This is a genomic window from Hominiventricola filiformis, from assembly GCF_020686965.1.
Taxonomy (GTDB): Bacteria; Bacillota; Clostridia; order Lachnospirales; family Lachnospiraceae; genus Hominiventricola; species Hominiventricola filiformis.
Genome location: NZ_JAJEPS010000012.1, coordinates 1 through 17,149, shown reverse-complemented (window position 1 = coordinate 17,149; position 17,149 = coordinate 1). Strand labels below are relative to the sequence as shown.

At 43.0% G+C, this 17,149-nt stretch carries 24 protein-coding genes and 1 pseudogene; 4 read left to right on the top strand and 21 right to left on the bottom strand.

All coding sequences use genetic code 11. The features are described from left to right. Positions 1-80 precede the first annotated feature (80 nt). From LKD36_RS11920 to LKD36_RS11880, 9 genes are all read right to left on the bottom strand, one after another. Positions 81-1,181 carry a sensor histidine kinase gene (locus LKD36_RS11920; RefSeq protein ID WP_308459727.1) on the bottom strand — a complete coding sequence of 367 codons (1,101 nt, stop codon included), beginning with the start codon at positions 1,179-1,181 and terminating at the stop codon, positions 81-83. Then, the gene (locus tag LKD36_RS11915; protein ID WP_308459726.1) at positions 1,178-1,612 is read right to left on the bottom strand and encodes a response regulator; all 435 of its coding nucleotides are present in this window, start codon (positions 1,610-1,612) and stop codon (positions 1,178-1,180) included. The genes LKD36_RS11920 and LKD36_RS11915 overlap by 4 nt, the downstream gene beginning before the upstream one ends. Positions 1,613-1,700: 88 nt before the next feature. Then, positions 1,701-1,898, bottom strand: a complete 198-nt coding sequence (locus LKD36_RS11910) for a helix-turn-helix domain-containing protein (RefSeq protein ID WP_308459745.1) — start codon at positions 1,896-1,898, stop codon at positions 1,701-1,703. 8 nt (positions 1,899-1,906) lie between these two features. Continuing rightward, positions 1,907-2,407 carry a PcfB family protein gene (locus LKD36_RS11905; RefSeq protein ID WP_308459725.1) on the bottom strand — a complete coding sequence of 167 codons (501 nt, stop codon included), beginning with the start codon at positions 2,405-2,407 and terminating at the stop codon, positions 1,907-1,909. 82 nt (positions 2,408-2,489) lie between these two features. Then, a complete protein-coding gene (locus LKD36_RS11900; protein WP_118440636.1) occupies positions 2,490-3,284 on the bottom strand; it encodes an ATP-binding protein in 795 nt (264 codons plus the stop codon). Further along, positions 3,284-4,102, bottom strand: a complete 819-nt coding sequence (locus LKD36_RS11895) for a replication initiator protein A (RefSeq protein WP_216244430.1) — start codon at positions 4,100-4,102, stop codon at positions 3,284-3,286. The genes LKD36_RS11900 and LKD36_RS11895 overlap by 1 nt, the downstream gene beginning before the upstream one ends. A 9-nt stretch (positions 4,103-4,111) precedes the next feature. Then, a complete protein-coding gene (locus LKD36_RS11890) occupies positions 4,112-4,990 on the bottom strand; it encodes a replication initiator protein A (protein ID WP_109273656.1) in 879 nt (292 codons plus the stop codon). A gap of 49 nt (positions 4,991-5,039) precedes the next feature. Then, entirely contained in the window at positions 5,040-5,966 is a 927-nt protein-coding gene (locus tag LKD36_RS11885; RefSeq protein ID WP_308459724.1) for an ATP-binding protein, read from the bottom strand. Beyond that, complete coding sequence (locus tag LKD36_RS11880) at positions 5,966-6,493, bottom strand: replication initiator protein A (RefSeq protein WP_055218792.1); 528 nt, start codon at positions 6,491-6,493, stop codon at positions 5,966-5,968. Before LKD36_RS11880 ends, LKD36_RS11885 begins: the two co-directional genes overlap by 1 nt. Positions 6,494-7,152: 659 nt before the next feature. Here LKD36_RS11880 and LKD36_RS11875 point away from each other — a divergent pair. Continuing rightward, positions 7,153-7,392, top strand: a complete 240-nt coding sequence (locus LKD36_RS11875) for a hypothetical protein (RefSeq protein ID WP_178264975.1) — start codon at positions 7,153-7,155, stop codon at positions 7,390-7,392. A gap of 80 nt (positions 7,393-7,472) precedes the next feature. On the opposite strand, the gene LKD36_RS11870 is transcribed toward LKD36_RS11875, so the two are convergent. The 9 genes and pseudogenes from LKD36_RS11870 to LKD36_RS11830 all read right to left on the bottom strand — a co-directional run bounded on the left by LKD36_RS11870 (position 7,473) and on the right by LKD36_RS11830 (position 13,376). Then, positions 7,473-8,498: a sensor histidine kinase gene (locus tag LKD36_RS11870; RefSeq protein WP_308459723.1), complete on the bottom strand. Its 1,026-nt coding sequence runs from the start codon at positions 8,496-8,498 to the stop codon at positions 7,473-7,475. Then, on the bottom strand, positions 8,495-9,172 hold the full coding sequence (locus LKD36_RS11865) for a response regulator transcription factor (protein ID WP_055218786.1): 678 nt from the start codon (positions 9,170-9,172) through the stop codon (positions 8,495-8,497). The genes LKD36_RS11870 and LKD36_RS11865 overlap by 4 nt, the downstream gene beginning before the upstream one ends. A gap of 19 nt (positions 9,173-9,191) precedes the next feature. Beyond that, entirely contained in the window at positions 9,192-11,264 is a 2,073-nt protein-coding gene (locus LKD36_RS11860; RefSeq protein ID WP_308459722.1) for an ABC transporter permease, read from the bottom strand. After that, positions 11,254-11,514: pseudogene (locus LKD36_RS11855) on the bottom strand (ABC transporter ATP-binding protein); the annotation flags it as partial. The gene LKD36_RS11860 and the pseudogene LKD36_RS11855, both read right to left, overlap by 11 nt. Positions 11,515-11,576: 62 nt before the next feature. After that, on the bottom strand, positions 11,577-11,834 hold the full coding sequence (locus LKD36_RS11850) for a hypothetical protein (protein WP_154268334.1): 258 nt from the start codon (positions 11,832-11,834) through the stop codon (positions 11,577-11,579). A 102-nt stretch (positions 11,835-11,936) separates the two neighbouring features. Further along, positions 11,937-12,464, bottom strand: a complete 528-nt coding sequence (locus tag LKD36_RS11845; protein WP_308459721.1) for a hypothetical protein — start codon at positions 12,462-12,464, stop codon at positions 11,937-11,939. Positions 12,465-12,583: 119 nt separating this feature from the next. Continuing rightward, the gene (locus tag LKD36_RS11840; RefSeq protein WP_154268336.1) at positions 12,584-12,730 is read right to left on the bottom strand and encodes a hypothetical protein; all 147 of its coding nucleotides are present in this window, start codon (positions 12,728-12,730) and stop codon (positions 12,584-12,586) included. A 95-nt stretch (positions 12,731-12,825) separates the two neighbouring features. Further along, on the bottom strand, positions 12,826-13,149 hold the full coding sequence (locus LKD36_RS11835; protein ID WP_308459720.1) for a hypothetical protein: 324 nt from the start codon (positions 13,147-13,149) through the stop codon (positions 12,826-12,828). Beyond that, a complete protein-coding gene (locus LKD36_RS11830; RefSeq protein ID WP_117471709.1) occupies positions 13,134-13,376 on the bottom strand; it encodes a hypothetical protein in 243 nt (80 codons plus the stop codon). Before LKD36_RS11830 ends, LKD36_RS11835 begins: the two co-directional genes overlap by 16 nt. A 175-nt stretch (positions 13,377-13,551) precedes the next feature. Between LKD36_RS11830 and LKD36_RS11825 the strand changes: the two genes are divergently transcribed. Genes LKD36_RS11825 through LKD36_RS11815 form a run of 3 tightly spaced genes read left to right on the top strand, consistent with a single transcriptional unit; the run spans position 13,552 to position 14,452 of the window. After that, positions 13,552-13,848 carry a hypothetical protein gene (locus tag LKD36_RS11825; protein ID WP_154268338.1) on the top strand — a complete coding sequence of 99 codons (297 nt, stop codon included), beginning with the start codon at positions 13,552-13,554 and terminating at the stop codon, positions 13,846-13,848. A 49-nt stretch (positions 13,849-13,897) separates the two neighbouring features. Beyond that, a complete protein-coding gene (locus LKD36_RS11820) occupies positions 13,898-14,131 on the top strand; it encodes a hypothetical protein (RefSeq protein ID WP_308459719.1) in 234 nt (77 codons plus the stop codon). A 12-nt stretch (positions 14,132-14,143) separates the two neighbouring features. Further along, positions 14,144-14,452 carry a hypothetical protein gene (locus tag LKD36_RS11815; RefSeq protein WP_308459718.1) on the top strand — a complete coding sequence of 103 codons (309 nt, stop codon included), beginning with the start codon at positions 14,144-14,146 and terminating at the stop codon, positions 14,450-14,452. A gap of 103 nt (positions 14,453-14,555) precedes the next feature. On the opposite strand, the gene LKD36_RS11810 is transcribed toward LKD36_RS11815, so the two are convergent. The 3 genes from LKD36_RS11810 to LKD36_RS11800 are packed head-to-tail and all read right to left on the bottom strand — an operon-like array spanning position 14,556 to position 16,984. Then, positions 14,556-15,143, bottom strand: coding sequence for a phage holin, LLH family (locus tag LKD36_RS11810; RefSeq protein ID WP_308459717.1), 588 nt, complete (start codon positions 15,141-15,143; stop codon positions 14,556-14,558). Between the two features lie 19 nt (positions 15,144-15,162). After that, entirely contained in the window at positions 15,163-16,581 is a 1,419-nt protein-coding gene (locus LKD36_RS11805; protein WP_308459716.1) for a phage tail tip lysozyme, read from the bottom strand. 19 nt (positions 16,582-16,600) lie between these two features. Next, a complete protein-coding gene (locus LKD36_RS11800) occupies positions 16,601-16,984 on the bottom strand; it encodes a hypothetical protein (protein WP_069431176.1) in 384 nt (127 codons plus the stop codon). Positions 16,985-17,149 lie beyond the last annotated feature (165 nt).

The window sequence follows — 17,149 nt, the reverse complement described above, 5'->3', positions numbered from 1 at the left end:
CCGAAAGTTTACACAAAAATCGCCCTCTTTTCAATTACCGTGGCAAAAACGGTAACTTTTTGGGCGATTTTTGCACGTCCTTATTTGATTGTAAAGATCAGCTTAACAGAGAACTCCCGTTCTCCTGCCTCCACTCGCATAATTCCCGCATACTTTTTAACCAGTTTTCCAACCGTGTGCAGTCCGATCCCGTGACTGTCCGCGTCTCTTTTGGTGCTTATGTACCTGTCCTTGTCCTTTAACAGAGGGACGACATACCCATTGCAAAATTCCATGACAAGGAAATGCCCCGCATTTCCCATATACATCCTGCATTCCACATATCTGCCATCTTCTGTCTTTTCTGCCGCTTCCAGTGCGTTATCCAAAAGATTCCCTACGATCGAGATCAAATCCAACTCTTCCAGAAAATCCAGTCTGAGATCATTACCCAGGGTAATCCTATAGGATATATCCTTAGATTCTGCAAGAAATTTTCTTTCACATAGGATGCTGTTCAAGATCGGATGCTCACAATATACACTTTTTTGAAGATTCTGAATCCGGACGCCTAAATGTTCCATGATGTCCTTAACCTCTTGATTCTCTCCTTCTTCTATCAAGCCGGCTACTGTACAGATAAATTTATTTATATCGTGTAAGAATGCTCTGTTATCCTCATTAACCTTATTCATATACTGCAGATTGGCAATCTCCGCCCTGCTTTTCTGGTATAGCCGGTCCATCTTCTTCACTTCTTCTGATTTTTCTACAAACCTGTCAAATACTGTGAAAATGAAGATATTCGTCATTAACAGAAGCGAAGCTCCTACCGGAACCATGACCCTGTTCATTCCTTCAAAAGAAGTGTGCGAATAAAACATACATCCTAACATAACGATCGTTGCGGTTGGCAGCATGAGCAGCACTGTAAATGTTTTATTTTCAATCGTCAGATAATCCCTTTTCCTTGTTACCTGATTAATGCATTTAATAAACAGAAATGTCATGGTACTCATCAGCAGGAGTGCTAATGTCTTTTCTGTTTCAGTCCTGAAGCCCTCGGACGCACCAGTCACGCCATATGCATTCGTAAGTGCCGCAAAGAGAAATTCGGGAATAATTGCCAGCACATAATAGCAGCATACCGTAACCAGCTTCTTCCATATATTTCCCCGGAACACAACCATAGACGCAATCATATGCGCATTATCCTTCCCGCCGATGTAACTGTCACGGAAGAATCTCCACAGCACAATTTCACTTTTAATAAAATCATAGGTATTTCCTTTTTCAGACTTCTGTCATGCAGATCCTTCATGATGTACCGGAACGGTTGTCCAACATTAATGCTGTCAGGAGTCGGTTCAAAACAGCCGGAGCAGAACACCAATATCGCTGCTTCATTATATTCCCTCAGCTTCAGTACTGTTTTATTTCCATCCAATCCAGGCATACGCATATCCATAAAAATCAGATCATGCAAAATATCCGCATCTTCCAATAATTCTTTTCCTGATTCATATTCATAAAACCGTATCTCATTCGAAGACAGAATCCCTTCCGTTTCTATGACCGTCTTTATTTTCTCCCTGTATTCTTTATCATCGTCGCAAATTGCTATTTTACACATATTCATCCTCCAGTGTTAGTTTCTTCTAACCCTTTCCCATAAAAAAACCATCTTGCAGAATCTGAATCCTAAGATTATTTGCCTGTTCCTATAACTCCGGTTCCAAATCTGCAAAGATGGGATCTTCAAAAAATTCCTGTATTGTAATATCCAATCCATCGCATATCTTTTTAATTGTAACTACGCCAGCATTCCTGCTTTGTCCATACAAAATATTTTTCAGTGTTGAAGGCGGGACGCCTGAGCGCACCGCCGCTTCATTCACTGTGATATCTTTCTGCTTAATCAGATCGTTTAACCGATATATCGGCTCTGCTCCTGATGCCGGTTCTTTACTTTGTCCTTCGATTTCTTTGGCATCATTGCCCGGTAAGCTGCAAGACGCTTATGAATAGAAGGTTTATTCGCTTTTTGAATCTGTTTCTGGGAAAACTCACGGAAAGCAGCATTGAGTGCATCCTGATCACGTCCCTTGAAGAATACCAGATAAACCGGAGGCTCTTTGCTCTTGTCTTTTTTCAGAGCATAATTGATCCCGTATTTTCTGGCATACCGTTCAAAGGACTTGATATTTTTGTCCGTGATCTCGATATTGACCATCCCGGCATTCTGTTTTGCCAGCTCTTTTACCGTGACCTTTCCCTGTTTCGGCTGATTTTTCTGTGCTTTCTTCTCTACTGATTTCTGCTTCTGATGACGCAGATACGCAACAAGAACCTTTTTCAACAGGTCTGCTGTAATCTTAGTAGCCCGAATACAGAACGTGACCGTTTTCTGAGTTACCTCTTCCTGCATGACTTTTCCCTCCTTTCAGCGATTCAACTGCTGTCCAGATCTGTAATCATGGCAATCACCCCCTTTAATAAAAAAAGACAAATTAACCGGTAATCAGGTTCTGCACCTGTACGAGTTTTTCTGTCCCTTCTTCTTTTCTCTTATCTTCTCCACCACAATAGATGGGAACACACATTTCAAGTATTCTACTGTAAATACGCTGATGGGCAGTATCCAAATCTGTGGATTTCATTTCATTCAGTCCCAGATTCGTTGTTATGATCAGCGGAAGCATTTTACAATAGCGGCTGTCTATCACATTATAGACCTGCTCCAAAGCAAACTCAGAATTTCGTTCTATTCCTAAATCATCAATAATCAGCAGCGGATAATCCACAAGATTTTGTATAATCTGGTTCTTATCTGCCTGATAGCTGGTCATTTCATTTAAAATCCTGGAAAAATTCGTCATCATGACACGTTCTCCCTGTTCCAAAAGTGCATTTGCAATACAGCCTGCAAAGAAACTTTTCCCAGTTCCAACTGGTCCCATCAAAAGCAATCCTACATTTTTTCTCTTCATATCTGTCCAGTTTTCTACATACTGCCTGGCAATTAGTGTCTTCTGGTTGCTTCCATTGTCATTTTCAAATTTCCATTCCCAGAATCTTCTTTCCCGAAGTCCGACGGATTTTCTCTGATAAAGCAGCCGCTGTGCTTCTTCCCGCTGCATCTTCTCATCCAGTTCCTGTCTGGCTTTCACCTCGCATTCGCACAAACAGGACACTACATGCTCAAATCCCATCAGACTGACTTTCATCTGTTTTCTTTTTCCACAGATGCCACAATGAAGACATCCCTCTTTGTCCAGATAATCTGCTGTTACTTTATTTTCCATCACAGGCTTTCTCCTTCCTGAAATTCATATTTATCCATTCCTGCCCTGGCTCCATCCCGTTCTGCCCAAAGACAGATTGTTGCAAAATGGTTCTGATATTCTTTTCCACTGGATTTCATATAAACAGAAAGATGATCAATTCGTTTCTGGTAATCCCATGGAAAAAGCATCATCAACTCCCGCAGTTCAGCTTCCGACAGAACAACATTTTTAAATCTCCCATACAGACTGAATTTTTCTTCCAAAGCGGAAGTATTGCCCTTACTCTTATCAGTATGATTCTTTTCAGTCTTATTTATCTTAGTATTACTTCCATCCAGATTCTTGCAGTCCGGACTTCTATTTTTTTGCGTTCCGGACTTCCAGTTTCTTGCAATCCGGATTTCCAATTCTTTGCAGTCTGGATTTCCAGTTTCTGGCGTTCCAGAAGCAACGTATCTTACTGGCTTTCCTCTGATCCGTTTCACAAAATTTTTCACATATATGACAGAAGGACGATTATTCCCCTGCCGATACCGTTCGATCAATCCAATCCCATGCACACTGTCAAGCTCATAAAGAAGCTTTGTCACTGTCGTATGCGACATTCGCAACAGCTCCTGCAATTCTGCGATCGTGTAAATAATATAGACATAACCATCACCGTCAATCCAACCATTTTTCTTGGATAGGCTGATTCGATCAAGCAGAATTCCGTAAAGGAGCTTTGCGTCTGTGGACAGGCTTGCAAACTCTTTTTCTGTGAACAGAGCTTTTGGTATCCGAAAAAAAGAAAACTGGTCAGATTCTTCTGCTCTGAAATATTCAAAATCTGCCATAATATTTTCCTACTCTTCTACATCGAAATCACAATTTGCCGCACTACCTGTACCATGACATAATTCATCAAGCACATAATTGAATGCATTCATCGCCTCTTCCAAATAGATTTTCCTAGCCTCTTTATCACACGCATACATATCGGCAATAAATCCTTCATCATTTCCTATTGCGTGTACCAGAGTCTCCAAAACTTTCATAAATTTCTTTTTTGAACACTTTTTATTCTGCCTGTTCACATATTTCTGAATATCCAGTACTCTATCAGCATTTTCCTCATTCTCTTCAAGAATTCCAAACGCCAGATCCATGCCAAATTCATAGCCATCACAGGAAATCTGATCAACATCAAGCTGTCCCAGCTCATCTCGATAATTTCTTTCTTCCATTGAAGTCAGTGGTGTCCCATATTCATCCAGATATCCCATATCTGCAATTGTTTCCAGAATATCTCTGGATGCTTTCACCATTTTGTCCATAATGATTTCTCTTTCTTCCATCGGCATATTTGCCATAATGCTGTCTAATGTCATCATTGATTCTTCCTCCATCTCATTTTCATAAATATCGTTGATATAAAAGTGGTTTGCTTTTCCATTGTTCGGAATGATACGCACCAGATTTCCAACCTCCACCAGTTCCTGTACTGCCTGATCTACCCCATATCTGGTTGTATTCAGGTCTTTCTTCATTTCACTTTTTGGATAAATTACATACAAATCCCCCTTACCATCTACCCAACCATTCTGCACCGCAAATTTCAAACGATCCAGAAATAAGCTGTATAAAATCTTTGCTGTATTTGACAGATTTTTGTATTTTTCCATCTGGAACAGCACCTTCGGCACCTGCAGACAATCTACCGGCATATACTCCATCTTACTCATTGATTGTTTCCTCCTTCTGTTTGTACAGCACTTGCCATATCTTCATTGCTCATTCTTTACCCTCTCTTTCTGCCCACGATGCCAGAAGCATAAATATAATTTCTTCCATCTGAGTCTTTGTATATGTATCTGGAAAATATTGTTTCAATTTCTTCGCCGGAATCTGCACCTGAACTTTTTCAGTACTTTCATTCATGCAAATCTGGTCAATTTCTGAATACGTCAACATCCGCTCTTTTGAAATCTGCTTCAATTCCTTTGCCTGCTTCATGGAAGGTACCATATTGTGATTACTCATACGTCTTTTATCTAACATGGTCTCGTTTTTTATTTCTTTCAGCGGAAGATTGGTCGTAATGATCAAAGGTCGTCCTGAACGGATTCTTCGATCTATGACGCTAAAAATAATTCCTAACGCATATTCTGAATTTCGTTCCACTCCAAGATCATCAATAATCAAAAGCTGATAAGACGCCAATGCATTGATATATTCCGTTTTGTCTGCCAGTGGAAATATATCATCAATAATGGTATTGAAATTTGTCATCTTTACCATTACTTCTTGCTTAAGAAGTTCATTGGCAATGCACCCCGCAATAAAACTTTTCCCGGTACCAACCGGTCCCCAGAACAAACAGCCTATATGATTTCTTTTCATTTCCTCCCAGTTATCAACATATTTTTTTGCTCTATGCATTACCGTATCTGACATATCTGCATTCTCAAATGTCCACTCTTCCATTCTGCTCTCGTCAAAACAGATGCTCGTATTTCTGCTGACTAATTCCCGGTGCTCTTTGTCTTTAAAATATTTTTGTTCTTCTTCATACGCTTTTCTGTCACAGGCACATTGCCTGGAATGTTTCTTCATCCCCATAAATCCACCCTCAGGAAAAAATGCTTCTTTCGCTTCCCCACAGACTTTACAGTATTGCAAACCATCACTGCCTACACATACAGTATCTTCTTCTCTCATCACAAACTCTCTCCTTCCCCATAGCAATAATTTACTTCATGATATTTATTTCTTTTATATTTCTCAGTTACTTTACTAGGTGCCACATTTCCGACTCCTGCACAGCCATTTTTACGACCAGATGAAGGTTGCTTTTCCGACTCTGTTGCAACCATCTTTTCAACCGCCTTATTCTCAACCAGCTGTAAACCAATCTCATCAGATGGAATTTTTACATATAAATGATTGGGTTTTGAAAAACCACCAGATCTGCGAACCAATAGTCCCACATCATCTAATTCCTTCAATGCTGTTTTTACAGAAGATTTACATTTGCCGATTTGAGCAGACAATTCCTCTATCGGAAAAATCAGATAAACATTTCCATACTTGTCTATCCAGCTATTCTTTCTCGATATCCGTGCCCGGTCATACAAAATCATATAAAGAAATTTTGCAGTTTGGGAAATGCGCAGTTTGAGCAAAAACTTCGGAAACTGGAAGTACTGAAGCATCTGCTCTGACTCCTTCATGTATTCATATTTCATTCTTTTCTCGCCTCGTTTCTGTTTCTAATTGTTGTAAAAATCATTTTTATACCGGCTCAAAAATGTCCTTACACATATTCAAAAGATGAAGGGCATAAATACAGGTTCTTGATAAAAATTTTTTAAATTTTTCCTGTCCAAAATACCCTTACATAAAACGAAACGCTGAGAGGCATTTTTACAGCCCCCTAATGAAATTTTTTTAATTTTTTTGATTAATTGAATATTTGAAAACAAAAAAACACTCACCTATTCCAGGTGAATGCCTTATCAAAATTTCCTTATTTTGTTGTCTATGACGCTTATTCAGATATGCCTGCATATCTGCTAAAATGTAATTGCCAGCAATTATATTTTCACGTGGGTATGGGGACGTAATCCCCATCAAGTCTGCCACTCGTAAGTAATACAATATTGTCAAAATGACAATACTGTATTACACGGGTGGATCTTGCTCTGGTTGTAACGTATGAATTCATACAATAATAGGCCCAAATGGGCACTTTCACCATTTGAGCCTATATATTATATATGTCTTTCAAATGATAGCTTAAAAAATAGCTGTCTAGACGGTATGTTTTTAACGTAGAATTGATTTTATGGAAGACAAGGCATGGAATGCTTTGTACCTTTAATGGAAAAATTTAATGATATTTACCATGTACAAAAAAGAAACGGCAGATAAAAAACATCACACGAATCCTTATCGTGCTGTAAACTATATAAGAGATGAGAACGGAAATCCTATATGCCCTAATGGACGTAAATTTCTTTTCAAACGAAAACAACATGTAAGATATAAAAAATATGGACGTACAGAAGAAATCTATCCAAGCTTATTAAGTGTACCCTTTTTACATAAAACAGTGACGATTTTCAAAAAACATATATTAATGTAAAGAAACGCCAGAACCAGCATTTGTCGGAACTAGCGTTTCTTTAGCAGAGACTTATTTTACAGCCCCGTTTTTTGCTTATATTATTTTCCTCCGTTGGATTTCAATTTTGGAAAGAAGATGACTATCTTAAAGCCCTTTTCCCACGGGGAAGCAGCTTCCAGACAAAGGTTTAGATCGTCAGCCATCTTCTTAACCAGGTAAAGCCCTATACCGGTAGCTTTCTTTCTGCTGTCAGTAGAATCCCCGGTAAAGCCCTTTTGAAAAATATACGGCAGATCATATTTTTTTACACCGATGCCATTATCCTCAACTGAAAGGACATCTGCGATCTCCGAATGTATCATAGAGATTGTTAGCATGGGACTATCGCTGCTATATTTTATGGCATTTCTCACGATCTGTCCCAACATAAACTGAAGCCCTCTACGGTCTGTATAGACTGTTTCAGATTGCAGTTTATTGATAATTACAAACTGCTTTTCTTCCAGAAGTGGGGCATAGTCCTCCAGAACTTCCCCCAAGCAGTCATTCAAATTGATATCCTTAAACTGATAATCCTTTGTACTGCTCTTTAACCGGGCATAGTATAACATCTGAGTGACATCCTCCTGAAGCTGACTGCGGACATAATCCAGTTTTGCTTGCAGGGGAGGAGACATTTCGTTGCTCCGATTATCCAGGAGCATGGTCAACAACGATAGGGGCGTTTTCGCTTCATGTGCCCAGCCCTCCACATATTCTTCATAGTCCTGTAGGGCATCTGCCATACTGTTACTCTCAGTTTTGTGTTCCTGTAAAACTGATGCCAGAAGCCGGATAGATTCTCCTTCTTCCCGGCTGATGGCACTGAGCAGCCGTTCCTCGTTGCAGATGGTAGGATCACTGAGGAAATCCCGGAACAGCTCTCGGCGGGTGGTCTCCCGCTTGTTTAGTACAAACAGAATTGCTGAAAACAAAAGGAGGCTTGTCAGAACTACTAACCCACTCAAGGTTTGAAATGCCTGAATGTCAGAAATCCAAAGAATGATAGCACAAAAGCAATCCACGCCCAACAGCAACAGCAGCCAGGGGTAGTACCGTTCTATCATGCGCCAAAGCCGCTTCATGGAGCCACCCCCGTTTCCAGACGATAGCCCATCCCACGAACCGCAACGATTCGCTGCTTCATCTCAAGACCGGACATCGTCTTTTTCAGCCTGGTCAGATTAACCTGCAAGGCATTTTCGTCTATGTATTCCGTGGTTCCCCATAGTGCTATGCAAAGTTGCTCCGTCGTGACCAGAGCATCGCCGCCGGACAAAAGAGCAACCAACAGTTTTCCCTGATTTTTTGGAAGCACGACAGAGGTATTATGAATATAAAGCGTGTAGGTCTGCTGGTCTAACAGGAAATCTGGTCCCTCTATGAGATTGGTACGGCCTTCATACCTTTTGAGAATATTGGATACCCTGGCAAGAAGTCGATCTTTTCTGCACGGCTTCGTCAAATATTCATCAGCACCCAAGTGGAACGCTTGCAGTTCATCCTTTACCTGATCTCTGGAAGTCAGTATCAGGACGGGGATAGCGGTTTTATTCTTTAGTTCCTGGCAGATTTGAAAGCCACTGATCTCCGGCAAATTCAGGTCTAAGATCACAAGGTCAGGACGGAGGGCTGCCAGGAGCCGAGCGGCATCTTCCAACTCGGTGATTGCCTCCGCAAGATACCCGTCCTTTTGAAGCATATTGCAGAGTTCTTCCCGCATATAGACTTCATCTTCCACAACAGCAATTCTTTTCACGGCAGCACCTCCTTCCAAATTATTCTTCTCTCTGTGGCTGCATCAGTGTCAGCAAATACCGATCACTGGAGCGCTTGACCACTCTCATATAAATATATTCTATCACGCAAAGCAGCAAAATCATAGCAGCAGATACAAACATCATTTCAGCCACTGTCCCACGGGTTCGGGACGAGAGTATCCCTGTAAATAACGCCCTGACTCCAAACAAACTGCTGACAGCCGCAACCAATACAGGAAGTCCCATAAACCAGGTAATTTGCTTTCCAGCAGACTGGCAAAGGGTTTCGTAAGTAGCTCCCAGGCGGATCAGAGTCTGGTATCTGCGCCCGGTTTTCTGCTGACTCATCAGGAACTGAACACCCACGATGGTGTTGGCAACTACCAGGAAAACAATCGCAAGATAGAGGGTAATATAACTGGATGCTATGGTGTAGAAAAGCTGACGACCCATATTCTGAAGATAGCTTTCATATTCAATGTCAGTTTCGTCCAGCTTCTCGTTCAAATCCAAATATGCAGTTATAAGGCTATTTCCATTCAGAGCTTGCTCACTGAGCACCGCATTGACATAGGTATCATACATTCCCTGACTATAATATAGGAATGCTTCATCCGGAAGAATCAATGCAAAGGACAAGGTTATAGAACGGTCCGTGACCAAATTCACAGACTGAACCTCTCCTGTAAGATGAATCGGACTACCATCCAGTTCCACCTTGGGATGCCCGGCCAATACTTGGTTCAGCATTGCGGTACGGCTTACCGTAGTAAACTCTGTATCAATATAGACAGCGGCCTCCTTTTCGCCTAATTGGAGAGCCGGATTGCCGGACAATTCCAACAAACGATTATAGTCCGATAAACAAATCAAATATGGGTATGTGGCATAACCAAGATTGTTCAGAAGGACATCCCGGTCTTCCGACTGGGGCAGGCTCCGAAGAGAGTCCATAACAGCGTCCATGCTGTAGGCATTATCATAATCTTCTGTGGTGCGAATACGCCCAACCCTCATTTCAAAAAGCTCTGAAAATTGATTTTCCAAACTGTTTTCTTTCAGGACTGCCTTTATATTCGGAAGAACCTGCGATGAATCTTCTGCAGTATGATCTTCAAAAGTATAGTCGATTACATGGCCAGAAGACAGGTTATTCGTTCCTGCAATTCCTACGCCCGCACCAAAACAACACAGCGCCGCCAGAATCAGCAGGGAGCTGATGGCCATGGAGTTTGACTGATGAATGACATTCTCCTGAATCTGCCGGAAGGTAAATACATGAAGCTGCTTATTTCCTTTTCCTTTCTTAACAATCAAAGCAATCAGTGCACGCATCCCATAGAAAAGCAGCATCGTACCAACTATGCCCAACAGCAAAGTCAGTCCCATCATACTTACCTTTGTCCATGCAATTCCCTGAATCGCCATGTAGTAAGCCACTGCCAACATCACACTTCCGCATATAGCAGCCAGTCCATAGATAACAGATGGCATTTGCTTTTTGGGGCGGTTCGTTGGCTGGGATAGCAAAGTACCGATCTCCTGGCGGCTGATTCGTCCACTCAAAATCAGAAGTGCCGTCAGCTTAATTGCCAGAAATCCTGCCAGCGTCCATTCAATCGCAAACCAGGATAAAGAAAACTGATGACCGATGATCCCCATGCCTACCAGCTTGGCGGTGACAAGACTGACAATTTCTGAAAGCACCACAGCCACAGGTAATCCTATGAGCATGGCAAGAATACTGGTCAGGAAATTTTCCGCCAGAAGCATACCAAACAGTTTACTTCTACGCATCCCCAACATTAGATAAACACCAAACTCATGCCGTCTGCGCTCGAACTGATACTTGCAGGCAAAATAGATCAAAAAGAACAGAATACCGAGGGTCATCCCATAAAACGCAGGAATCAGAAGCAGGAGTTTGTCAACTGCGTCACTCTCCATTTTCTGCAAAAAGAGCATCACATCTTGAGTGGAGATGGAAAGAATCATGTAAAATGCAACAATAGAAATCACCAGGGAGCTGAAAAACAGACCGTTTTCCTTTCGGCTGCGGCGACTGTTCCGAAGAATGAGATTAGAGAACATTTGCGCTGCCCCCTCCCAGTTGCGCCATCACCTTCAGGATGCGCCCGTAGAACTCCTGCTGGCTTTCGTCTCCACGCCGAAGCTCATGAAAGATCACGCCATCCTGGATGAACAGGATGCGCTTACAGAAGCTGGCGGCATTGGAATCATGGGTTACCATCAGGATCGTAGCTTGTTCGTCACGATTCAGGCCGGACAGCTTCTCCATAAGACTTCTTGCGTTCTTAGAATCCAGCGCACCCGTGGGCTGTGTTAAGTTAGTACAAAATAAAGAACCCCAGCAAGGCTGCTGCCTGCCGGGGTTCTTCTTTTCTAAAACTCTTCTTCGTAGCCAGTTGTTTTCCACTGTAAAACTTCGCCGTCGTCGTCCACTTCGTCTGGCTCCTGCACTGGTCTGTATGTTCTTTCTTTTCCCTCTTCGTCCTTGACTGTGTAAACTTCTCCGTTCCATTCCTTATCAATCAGAACCACGCCGTTTTCCAGATATACTGGGCTGTATGCTTCCAGACCGTATGTGCTTACCTCCGGGTATCTCTCTTCAAATTCTTTCTTTGTGATTTCATTTAACATTGCTATTCCCTCCGTATTGAACCATATTGACTATTTGTGTCAAGCACTATTGCTTTAACTGTCCTTATTATATACTTCCGTAAGTATATTGTCAATAGGTTTTTAATTATTTTCAATTATCTTTGCGCCTGCTGCCAGTGTCGCTTTTCTGATTGCCTGTTTCTGCTCTTCCAGCGTCTTTGGCATATCCAGTTTGCGTGGCTCAACCGTGTACTTTACGCCGTTGTACTCCACTTTCACAAAGTCCCCATACATATTTTGCAGTGTTCCAGTTATCTTTACCACTGCGCCTGCCGGGATTGTTGGCTTTTTCTGTGCTATTGCTGTTTTCCAGTCTTCGTCCTGCAACTCCGTTTTTGCAATTCCGGTGTCCGGTGTTGCCGGGTGGCTCTCTACTCCAATGCAGTTGTAATAGTCTACCGCTTCAAGCCAGCTTTCAAAGTCAACGTCTTTTTCTCCTGCTTCTCTCACTCTGTAAAATGCTTCTGGTTTTCCCTCTGTCTTTACTGTCACAACTGCCACCAGTTCTTTTGCTCTTCCGCTTCCACTTTCGCAAACAAGCAGTGTTTCTGCTTCGTGTCCGTCCCAGCTGAACGGGTCTGCAATTCTGCTTTCCATTTCAGTTTCCATTCCGTTTTCCTCCGTATTGAATTGTATTGACCTTGCCACGTTTTCTTGATATTATATCTATATAAACAGTTTGGGGCTTTGGTGGCAAGCCCGCCGCCCCTCTGTTTGTACCCTGTCGGCTATTCTGCCGACTTTTCTTTTTTCTGGTCTTCTGTAAGTTCCTTAACCTTTGCTTTTGCTTCGTCAAGGTCTTTGCAGCCGTCCAAAATCATTTCAACCATTTTCAAGATTTTTTCAAACTGTTTATCTGTCATATTGTCTGCCATGTTTTCTCCTTTCCCTTGCCGTATTCGTCAAAGTATTGTTGCTTCTTTAACTATCTTTATTATATACTTACGGAAGTATAAAGTCAATAGTTTTTTCACAGTTTTTCAGAATTATTTTGCACCGCTCTCATGTAGTCTTCCAGTGTATATTCCCCGCTGCTGATAAAATACCTGCTTGCCCCGCACCCTTGTACTTCTTCCAGCGTCAGCGCTCTTTTCCCTTTATACATAAAGTTGTATATATTAGCAATCCCGTTTTCTGTTTGCCTGCCGTTCATTACTTCAAGCCAGCCGTCTTCCTGCTTTGGCGTGTCGTTCCCAACTATCATGCACCAGCAATTTTCAATCACCTTGTTTCTGGTTTCCAGATAATTTTCTGCTATCCTCTTCACTGGCTCTATAATCATTCTTTCTGCCACGTCAATTCCTCCCCGGTGTCCCGCTGGTACTTCTCTTTTACCGCTTCCACAACATAGTTGTTTTGTGATGAATAGCCCTGTTCTTTTGCAATCTCTTTTATGCGGGCTTTCATGCCCTTTGGCACCGCAAGTTCCATGCGGTCATAGTTATTGTCACGGTATTTGTTCTTTGCTGCCGTGGCTGCTGGTCCTCTCGGTATGGTCTTCTTTTCTGTTGTATCTGGCATTTCCTGCACCTCCTGTGGTTTTTAATCAGTATATCACACTTTGTTTTCTTACGGAAGTATACATTTTATACAATCTTACGGAAGTATATTTGTGTATTTTGCCGATTGTTTTTATACTTCCGTAAGTATATAATAAAGACAGTTAAAGAAATCAAACACACGGAGGTCAAACGATATGGGAAAAATCATTTACATGGAAGATAGAATAAACGGGCTGCACTGCTACACCCCAGAAATGGGACAGCGCAAGCCAGAAGTCAAAATGGAAGCCAGCCTTTCATATTATGGCAAACATTATTTTGTTGACACCCCGCTTGAATTAAAAGGCAGGGGCATTACAGAAATTGAAGCCCACTGGATTGATGGTTGCCAGAAGAAAATTGAAAACTGGCGCAGCTACCGGGTCACAAAGGCTGCTTTTGAAAAATTAAAAGCACAATATCCAATTTCAATGGAATGTTGCCTTGACTAATAACTACACGGGCGGCGCTGCTGCCGCCCAGAAAGAATGGTGATAATATATGGGAAAATCTTATAATAGACGTTTCAGAAAGAACGGGCTTTCATTCATGGTGCAGGACACGCACCCGGCAGACCGGAAAAGTGATACTGATAAATACTATCTGACGGTAAACAAAGGCGGCATATACAAAATTGTGTATGACGGTATCACATGGGAAATACCAAAGTTTCCAACTATACACGCAGCCCAGTTCTGGGCGCTTACCAGTTCTGATTTTATCGGCACAATGTAGGGGGGTGTGAATATGTCTGATATAATTACTTGTAGCAAATGCGGCGGCTCCGGTAAATTCATTTACAAATCCGGTGTGACCGGGCATTGCTACCAGTGCAACGGCAAAGGTGCTGTGAAGCGCATTGCTCACAAATCCTTTGCAATATCCATTATGAACAATGATGGCGTCCGCATTGACTGGCTGCACATAAGCGCCAGAAGTCAAAATGAAGCCGTCAGAAAAGCCCGTGCGACTGCTGCCCGTGGCTGCTATAAAGACCAGCTGGACACAATCACCGCAACTGAAAGTGGGATTGAGTACACATATAAAACAATATAACGCCGTATTTGCCCCGTAAACGTAAAAAGACCGCAAGTGGTGTATTTCTCCACTTACGGTCTTTTCTTCTCATTCTGGCTTATTCTGCAAAGCGTCAGCGGCATTATTTAAGGTTTGCCAGCGTGTTTCCCTCTTCGTCAACAATCTTCGTGACTTCTGCCGCCATCTTCTCTGCTTCTTCCTTTGTCACGCTCCCGGTAATGTTCCCGGCTGCGTCGTAAAGGTTCACTGTTCCGTCTGCGTTGGTTTCCGTGGCACCCTCCGGCACATTGTCTGTGGCAATAGCCACTTTCTCTGTTGTTGTCACTGGTGCCGTGGTGTTAATTACTACCGTTGCAGCTGGTGTGGCTGTGAGTGCTTCCAGTGGTTCTGCGGTATTGCTTTCTTTCTCTCCGGCTTTCATGGCATTATATGCCGTCTGTGCAATAGCTTTCAGCTGGTCTTCTGTGACATTCAGCCCAGCTTCATCAGCAATCTTCTTCAACTGCTCCACAACTGCCGCCATCTTCTCTTCCCCGGTCTTATCCTTTTTGAACTCTTTTGCCCATTCCACAAACTTTGCCGCCCACTCTGACAGTTCGCCCAGCTTGTCTGTGACGGTCTTTGGAATGTTTGGGCAAACGTACTTTCCAATCAAGAACGCCCCCAGTGTTACGGCAAAATATACAGCTGCATAAATTACATTATCCATTGTCTTTTCCTCCTGTTGATTATGCAGGCAGCTTCAATGTCTGCCCAGCGTAAATGGTGTTACTTGTAAGACCGTTCATGGTCTTAATTTCATTGTATCTGGAACCGTCGCCCAGCTGCTTTGCTGCGATTGCCCAAAGGCTGTCACCGTTCTTCACGGTGTATGTATGCACGCCGTTTCCCGGAATTTTGATTTTCTGCCCAACACTAATGACGTTAGGGTTTGCAATTCCGTTGTAGCTTGCTAACTTCTGGTATGTGGTGCCATACTTTGCAGCAATGCCAGAAAGTGTGTCACCTCTCTGCACGGTGTATACCTGTTCCCCGGCTGTTCCCTGCGCAGGCTGTGCAGGTGCCGCAGGCTTTGCAGGTTCGCTGGTTGCTTTCTTTGAGAAGTCCGGCACGCCATAACCTCTGATATAACGCCCGTTGACTTCCAGTGCTCTTCTTCCAACGGCATTGGACTTGTTGCCCTCAACAACTGTGATAGTGTTACCGTTGCAGCTTTCTACAACGCCCACATGGTCTGAACTGCCTGTGCAGTCACCAGCGCCGTTGTCGTCCCAGTCATAATAGATATAGTCGCCCGGTTCCGGCACCTTTGCGTCATTCTCGCACCAGCGCCCCATCTGCTGCCACAACTTAATCTGACGGTCACAGCTGCACTCCGTAGGGATAATGTCTGTGTAGCCCGCTTCAATGGCAATCTTTGAACCAAAGGTTGCGCACCATGCGTCACTGTATGTCACTTTGTACCCCTGCGCTAACGGCTTGTGGTTGTTGTAGGCGTCAATGATTGCGTGGTGTGCTGCTGTACCCTCTTTCACTCCCACATACGCTGCCGCCCTTGCTGCAAATTTCTTTCTTACTTCTGATACATTCATATTGCTTGTACCTCCATTCTTTTTATTGCTAACGGCTCCGGCTGCGTACTGGTCATAGTATTTCTGCCCATATCCTGCACGCTTTGTCTTCACCGTGTCGCTCTGGTCTGCCGGGCGCTCAAACTGTGTCAGCACTGCATTTGAAGCAGCAATGACGGTCTGTGCGCTCTTTAATACTGACAGTGTGGCTTTGTAGCCCTCTGTCAATTCTTTCATAAGGAACCCCAGCTGTGTTTCAAGGTCGCCAATAGACTTCCCGGCTGCTTTTGCATATTCCAGCAAAGCGGCTTTTCTGGTGTGGTATGTCCACTGTGCCAGCCCATAGCCTGCGCCGTCCCTTGCAAAGTTTCCATAACTGCCGTTGTCCACGGCTACTGTGTAGCTTGCGTCGGTGTGTCCCAGCTTCTTTTCATAGCTGTTCTGCAAGTTCTGCGGGTTCAGCCCGCTTTCTGCATATAGGTTCCCCATCAATCCGGCTGCCCCACAACTGGACAGCCCTTTTGATTTCAGAAAATTCCAAATCTTTTCTGGTGTTGCTTCTCCTATTAGTCCCATGTCTTATACCTCCCTTGCACTACTGCGTCATGCTTGAAAAGTCAGACAGCGTGCCGGACAACTCCGGGTATGCAGCTTTGATTTTCAGCAGGTTTTCTGCCTTTGCTTTCCAGCAATAAAACGCTACTGCGGCAGCAGTTACCCCGCCAACGAACGTCAAAAGGACTGATAACTGGTAAAAATCCTTTGTGACCACTACCCACACGCCAACGGCAAATGCTATGTAGTAAGTCGCCAGAATTGAAAAGATAATGATTTTTGTTGCGCTGGTCTTTCTCTCCGGGTGTTCCTGCAACTCTTCTTTTCTCTTCTTCCTGCGCTGTCTGAAATACTGTAAATTCCATAAAAAAAGCACTGCTAATGCCAGTGCAAATCCAATGATAAAAAATATTAAACTTTTCATGTTGCTGTTTTGTACCTCCTATGGTTCTTCCGGCTTTGACAAAGCAAAATCATTTGTGCGCATACATTCTTTGTATATTTCCAGTATGTATGCTATACCGATATATCGTTACAGGACAATACGAAAATGCCCCTATTGATTATATGCGGTTAATGATACCGTCTA

Bases quoted from the DNA above. Each gene is read 5' to 3' on its own strand.
- LKD36_RS11920 (WP_308459727.1), bottom strand. From the start codon at position 1,181: ATGATTGCGTCTATGGTTGTGTTCCGGGGAAATATATGGAAGAAGCTG.
- LKD36_RS11915 (WP_308459726.1), bottom strand. From the start codon at position 1,612: ATGTGTAAAATAGCAATTTGCGACGATGATAAAGAATACAGGGAGAAA.
- LKD36_RS11905 (WP_308459725.1), bottom strand. From the start codon at position 2,407: ATGCAGGAAGAGGTAACTCAGAAAACGGTCACGTTCTGTATTCGGGCT.
- LKD36_RS11900 (WP_118440636.1), bottom strand. From the start codon at position 3,284: ATGGAAAATAAAGTAACAGCAGATTATCTGGACAAAGAGGGATGTCTT.
- LKD36_RS11895 (WP_216244430.1), bottom strand. From the start codon at position 4,102: ATGGCAGATTTTGAATATTTCAGAGCAGAAGAATCTGACCAGTTTTCT.
- LKD36_RS11890 (WP_109273656.1), bottom strand. From the start codon at position 4,990: ATGAGTAAGATGGAGTATATGCCGGTAGATTGTCTGCAGGTGCCGAAG.
- LKD36_RS11885 (WP_308459724.1), bottom strand. From the start codon at position 5,966: ATGAGAGAAGAAGATACTGTATGTGTAGGCAGTGATGGTTTGCAATAC.
- LKD36_RS11880 (WP_055218792.1), bottom strand. From the start codon at position 6,493: ATGAAATATGAATACATGAAGGAGTCAGAGCAGATGCTTCAGTACTTC.
- LKD36_RS11875 (WP_178264975.1), top strand. From the start codon at position 7,153: ATGTACAAAAAAGAAACGGCAGATAAAAAACATCACACGAATCCTTAT.
- LKD36_RS11870 (WP_308459723.1), bottom strand. From the start codon at position 8,498: ATGAAGCGGCTTTGGCGCATGATAGAACGGTACTACCCCTGGCTGCTG.
- LKD36_RS11860 (WP_308459722.1), bottom strand. From the start codon at position 11,264: ATGTTCTCTAATCTCATTCTTCGGAACAGTCGCCGCAGCCGAAAGGAA.
- LKD36_RS11850 (WP_154268334.1), bottom strand. From the start codon at position 11,834: ATGTTAAATGAAATCACAAAGAAAGAATTTGAAGAGAGATACCCGGAG.
- LKD36_RS11845 (WP_308459721.1), bottom strand. From the start codon at position 12,464: ATGGAAACTGAAATGGAAAGCAGAATTGCAGACCCGTTCAGCTGGGAC.
- LKD36_RS11840 (WP_154268336.1), bottom strand. From the start codon at position 12,730: ATGGCAGACAATATGACAGATAAACAGTTTGAAAAAATCTTGAAAATG.
- LKD36_RS11830 (WP_117471709.1), bottom strand. From the start codon at position 13,376: ATGCCAGATACAACAGAAAAGAAGACCATACCGAGAGGACCAGCAGCC.
- LKD36_RS11825 (WP_154268338.1), top strand. From the start codon at position 13,552: ATGGGAAAAATCATTTACATGGAAGATAGAATAAACGGGCTGCACTGC.
- LKD36_RS11820 (WP_308459719.1), top strand. From the start codon at position 13,898: ATGGGAAAATCTTATAATAGACGTTTCAGAAAGAACGGGCTTTCATTC.
- LKD36_RS11815 (WP_308459718.1), top strand. From the start codon at position 14,144: ATGTCTGATATAATTACTTGTAGCAAATGCGGCGGCTCCGGTAAATTC.
- LKD36_RS11810 (WP_308459717.1), bottom strand. From the start codon at position 15,143: ATGGATAATGTAATTTATGCAGCTGTATATTTTGCCGTAACACTGGGG.
- LKD36_RS11805 (WP_308459716.1), bottom strand. From the start codon at position 16,581: ATGGGACTAATAGGAGAAGCAACACCAGAAAAGATTTGGAATTTTCTG.
- LKD36_RS11800 (WP_069431176.1), bottom strand. From the start codon at position 16,984: ATGAAAAGTTTAATATTTTTTATCATTGGATTTGCACTGGCATTAGCA.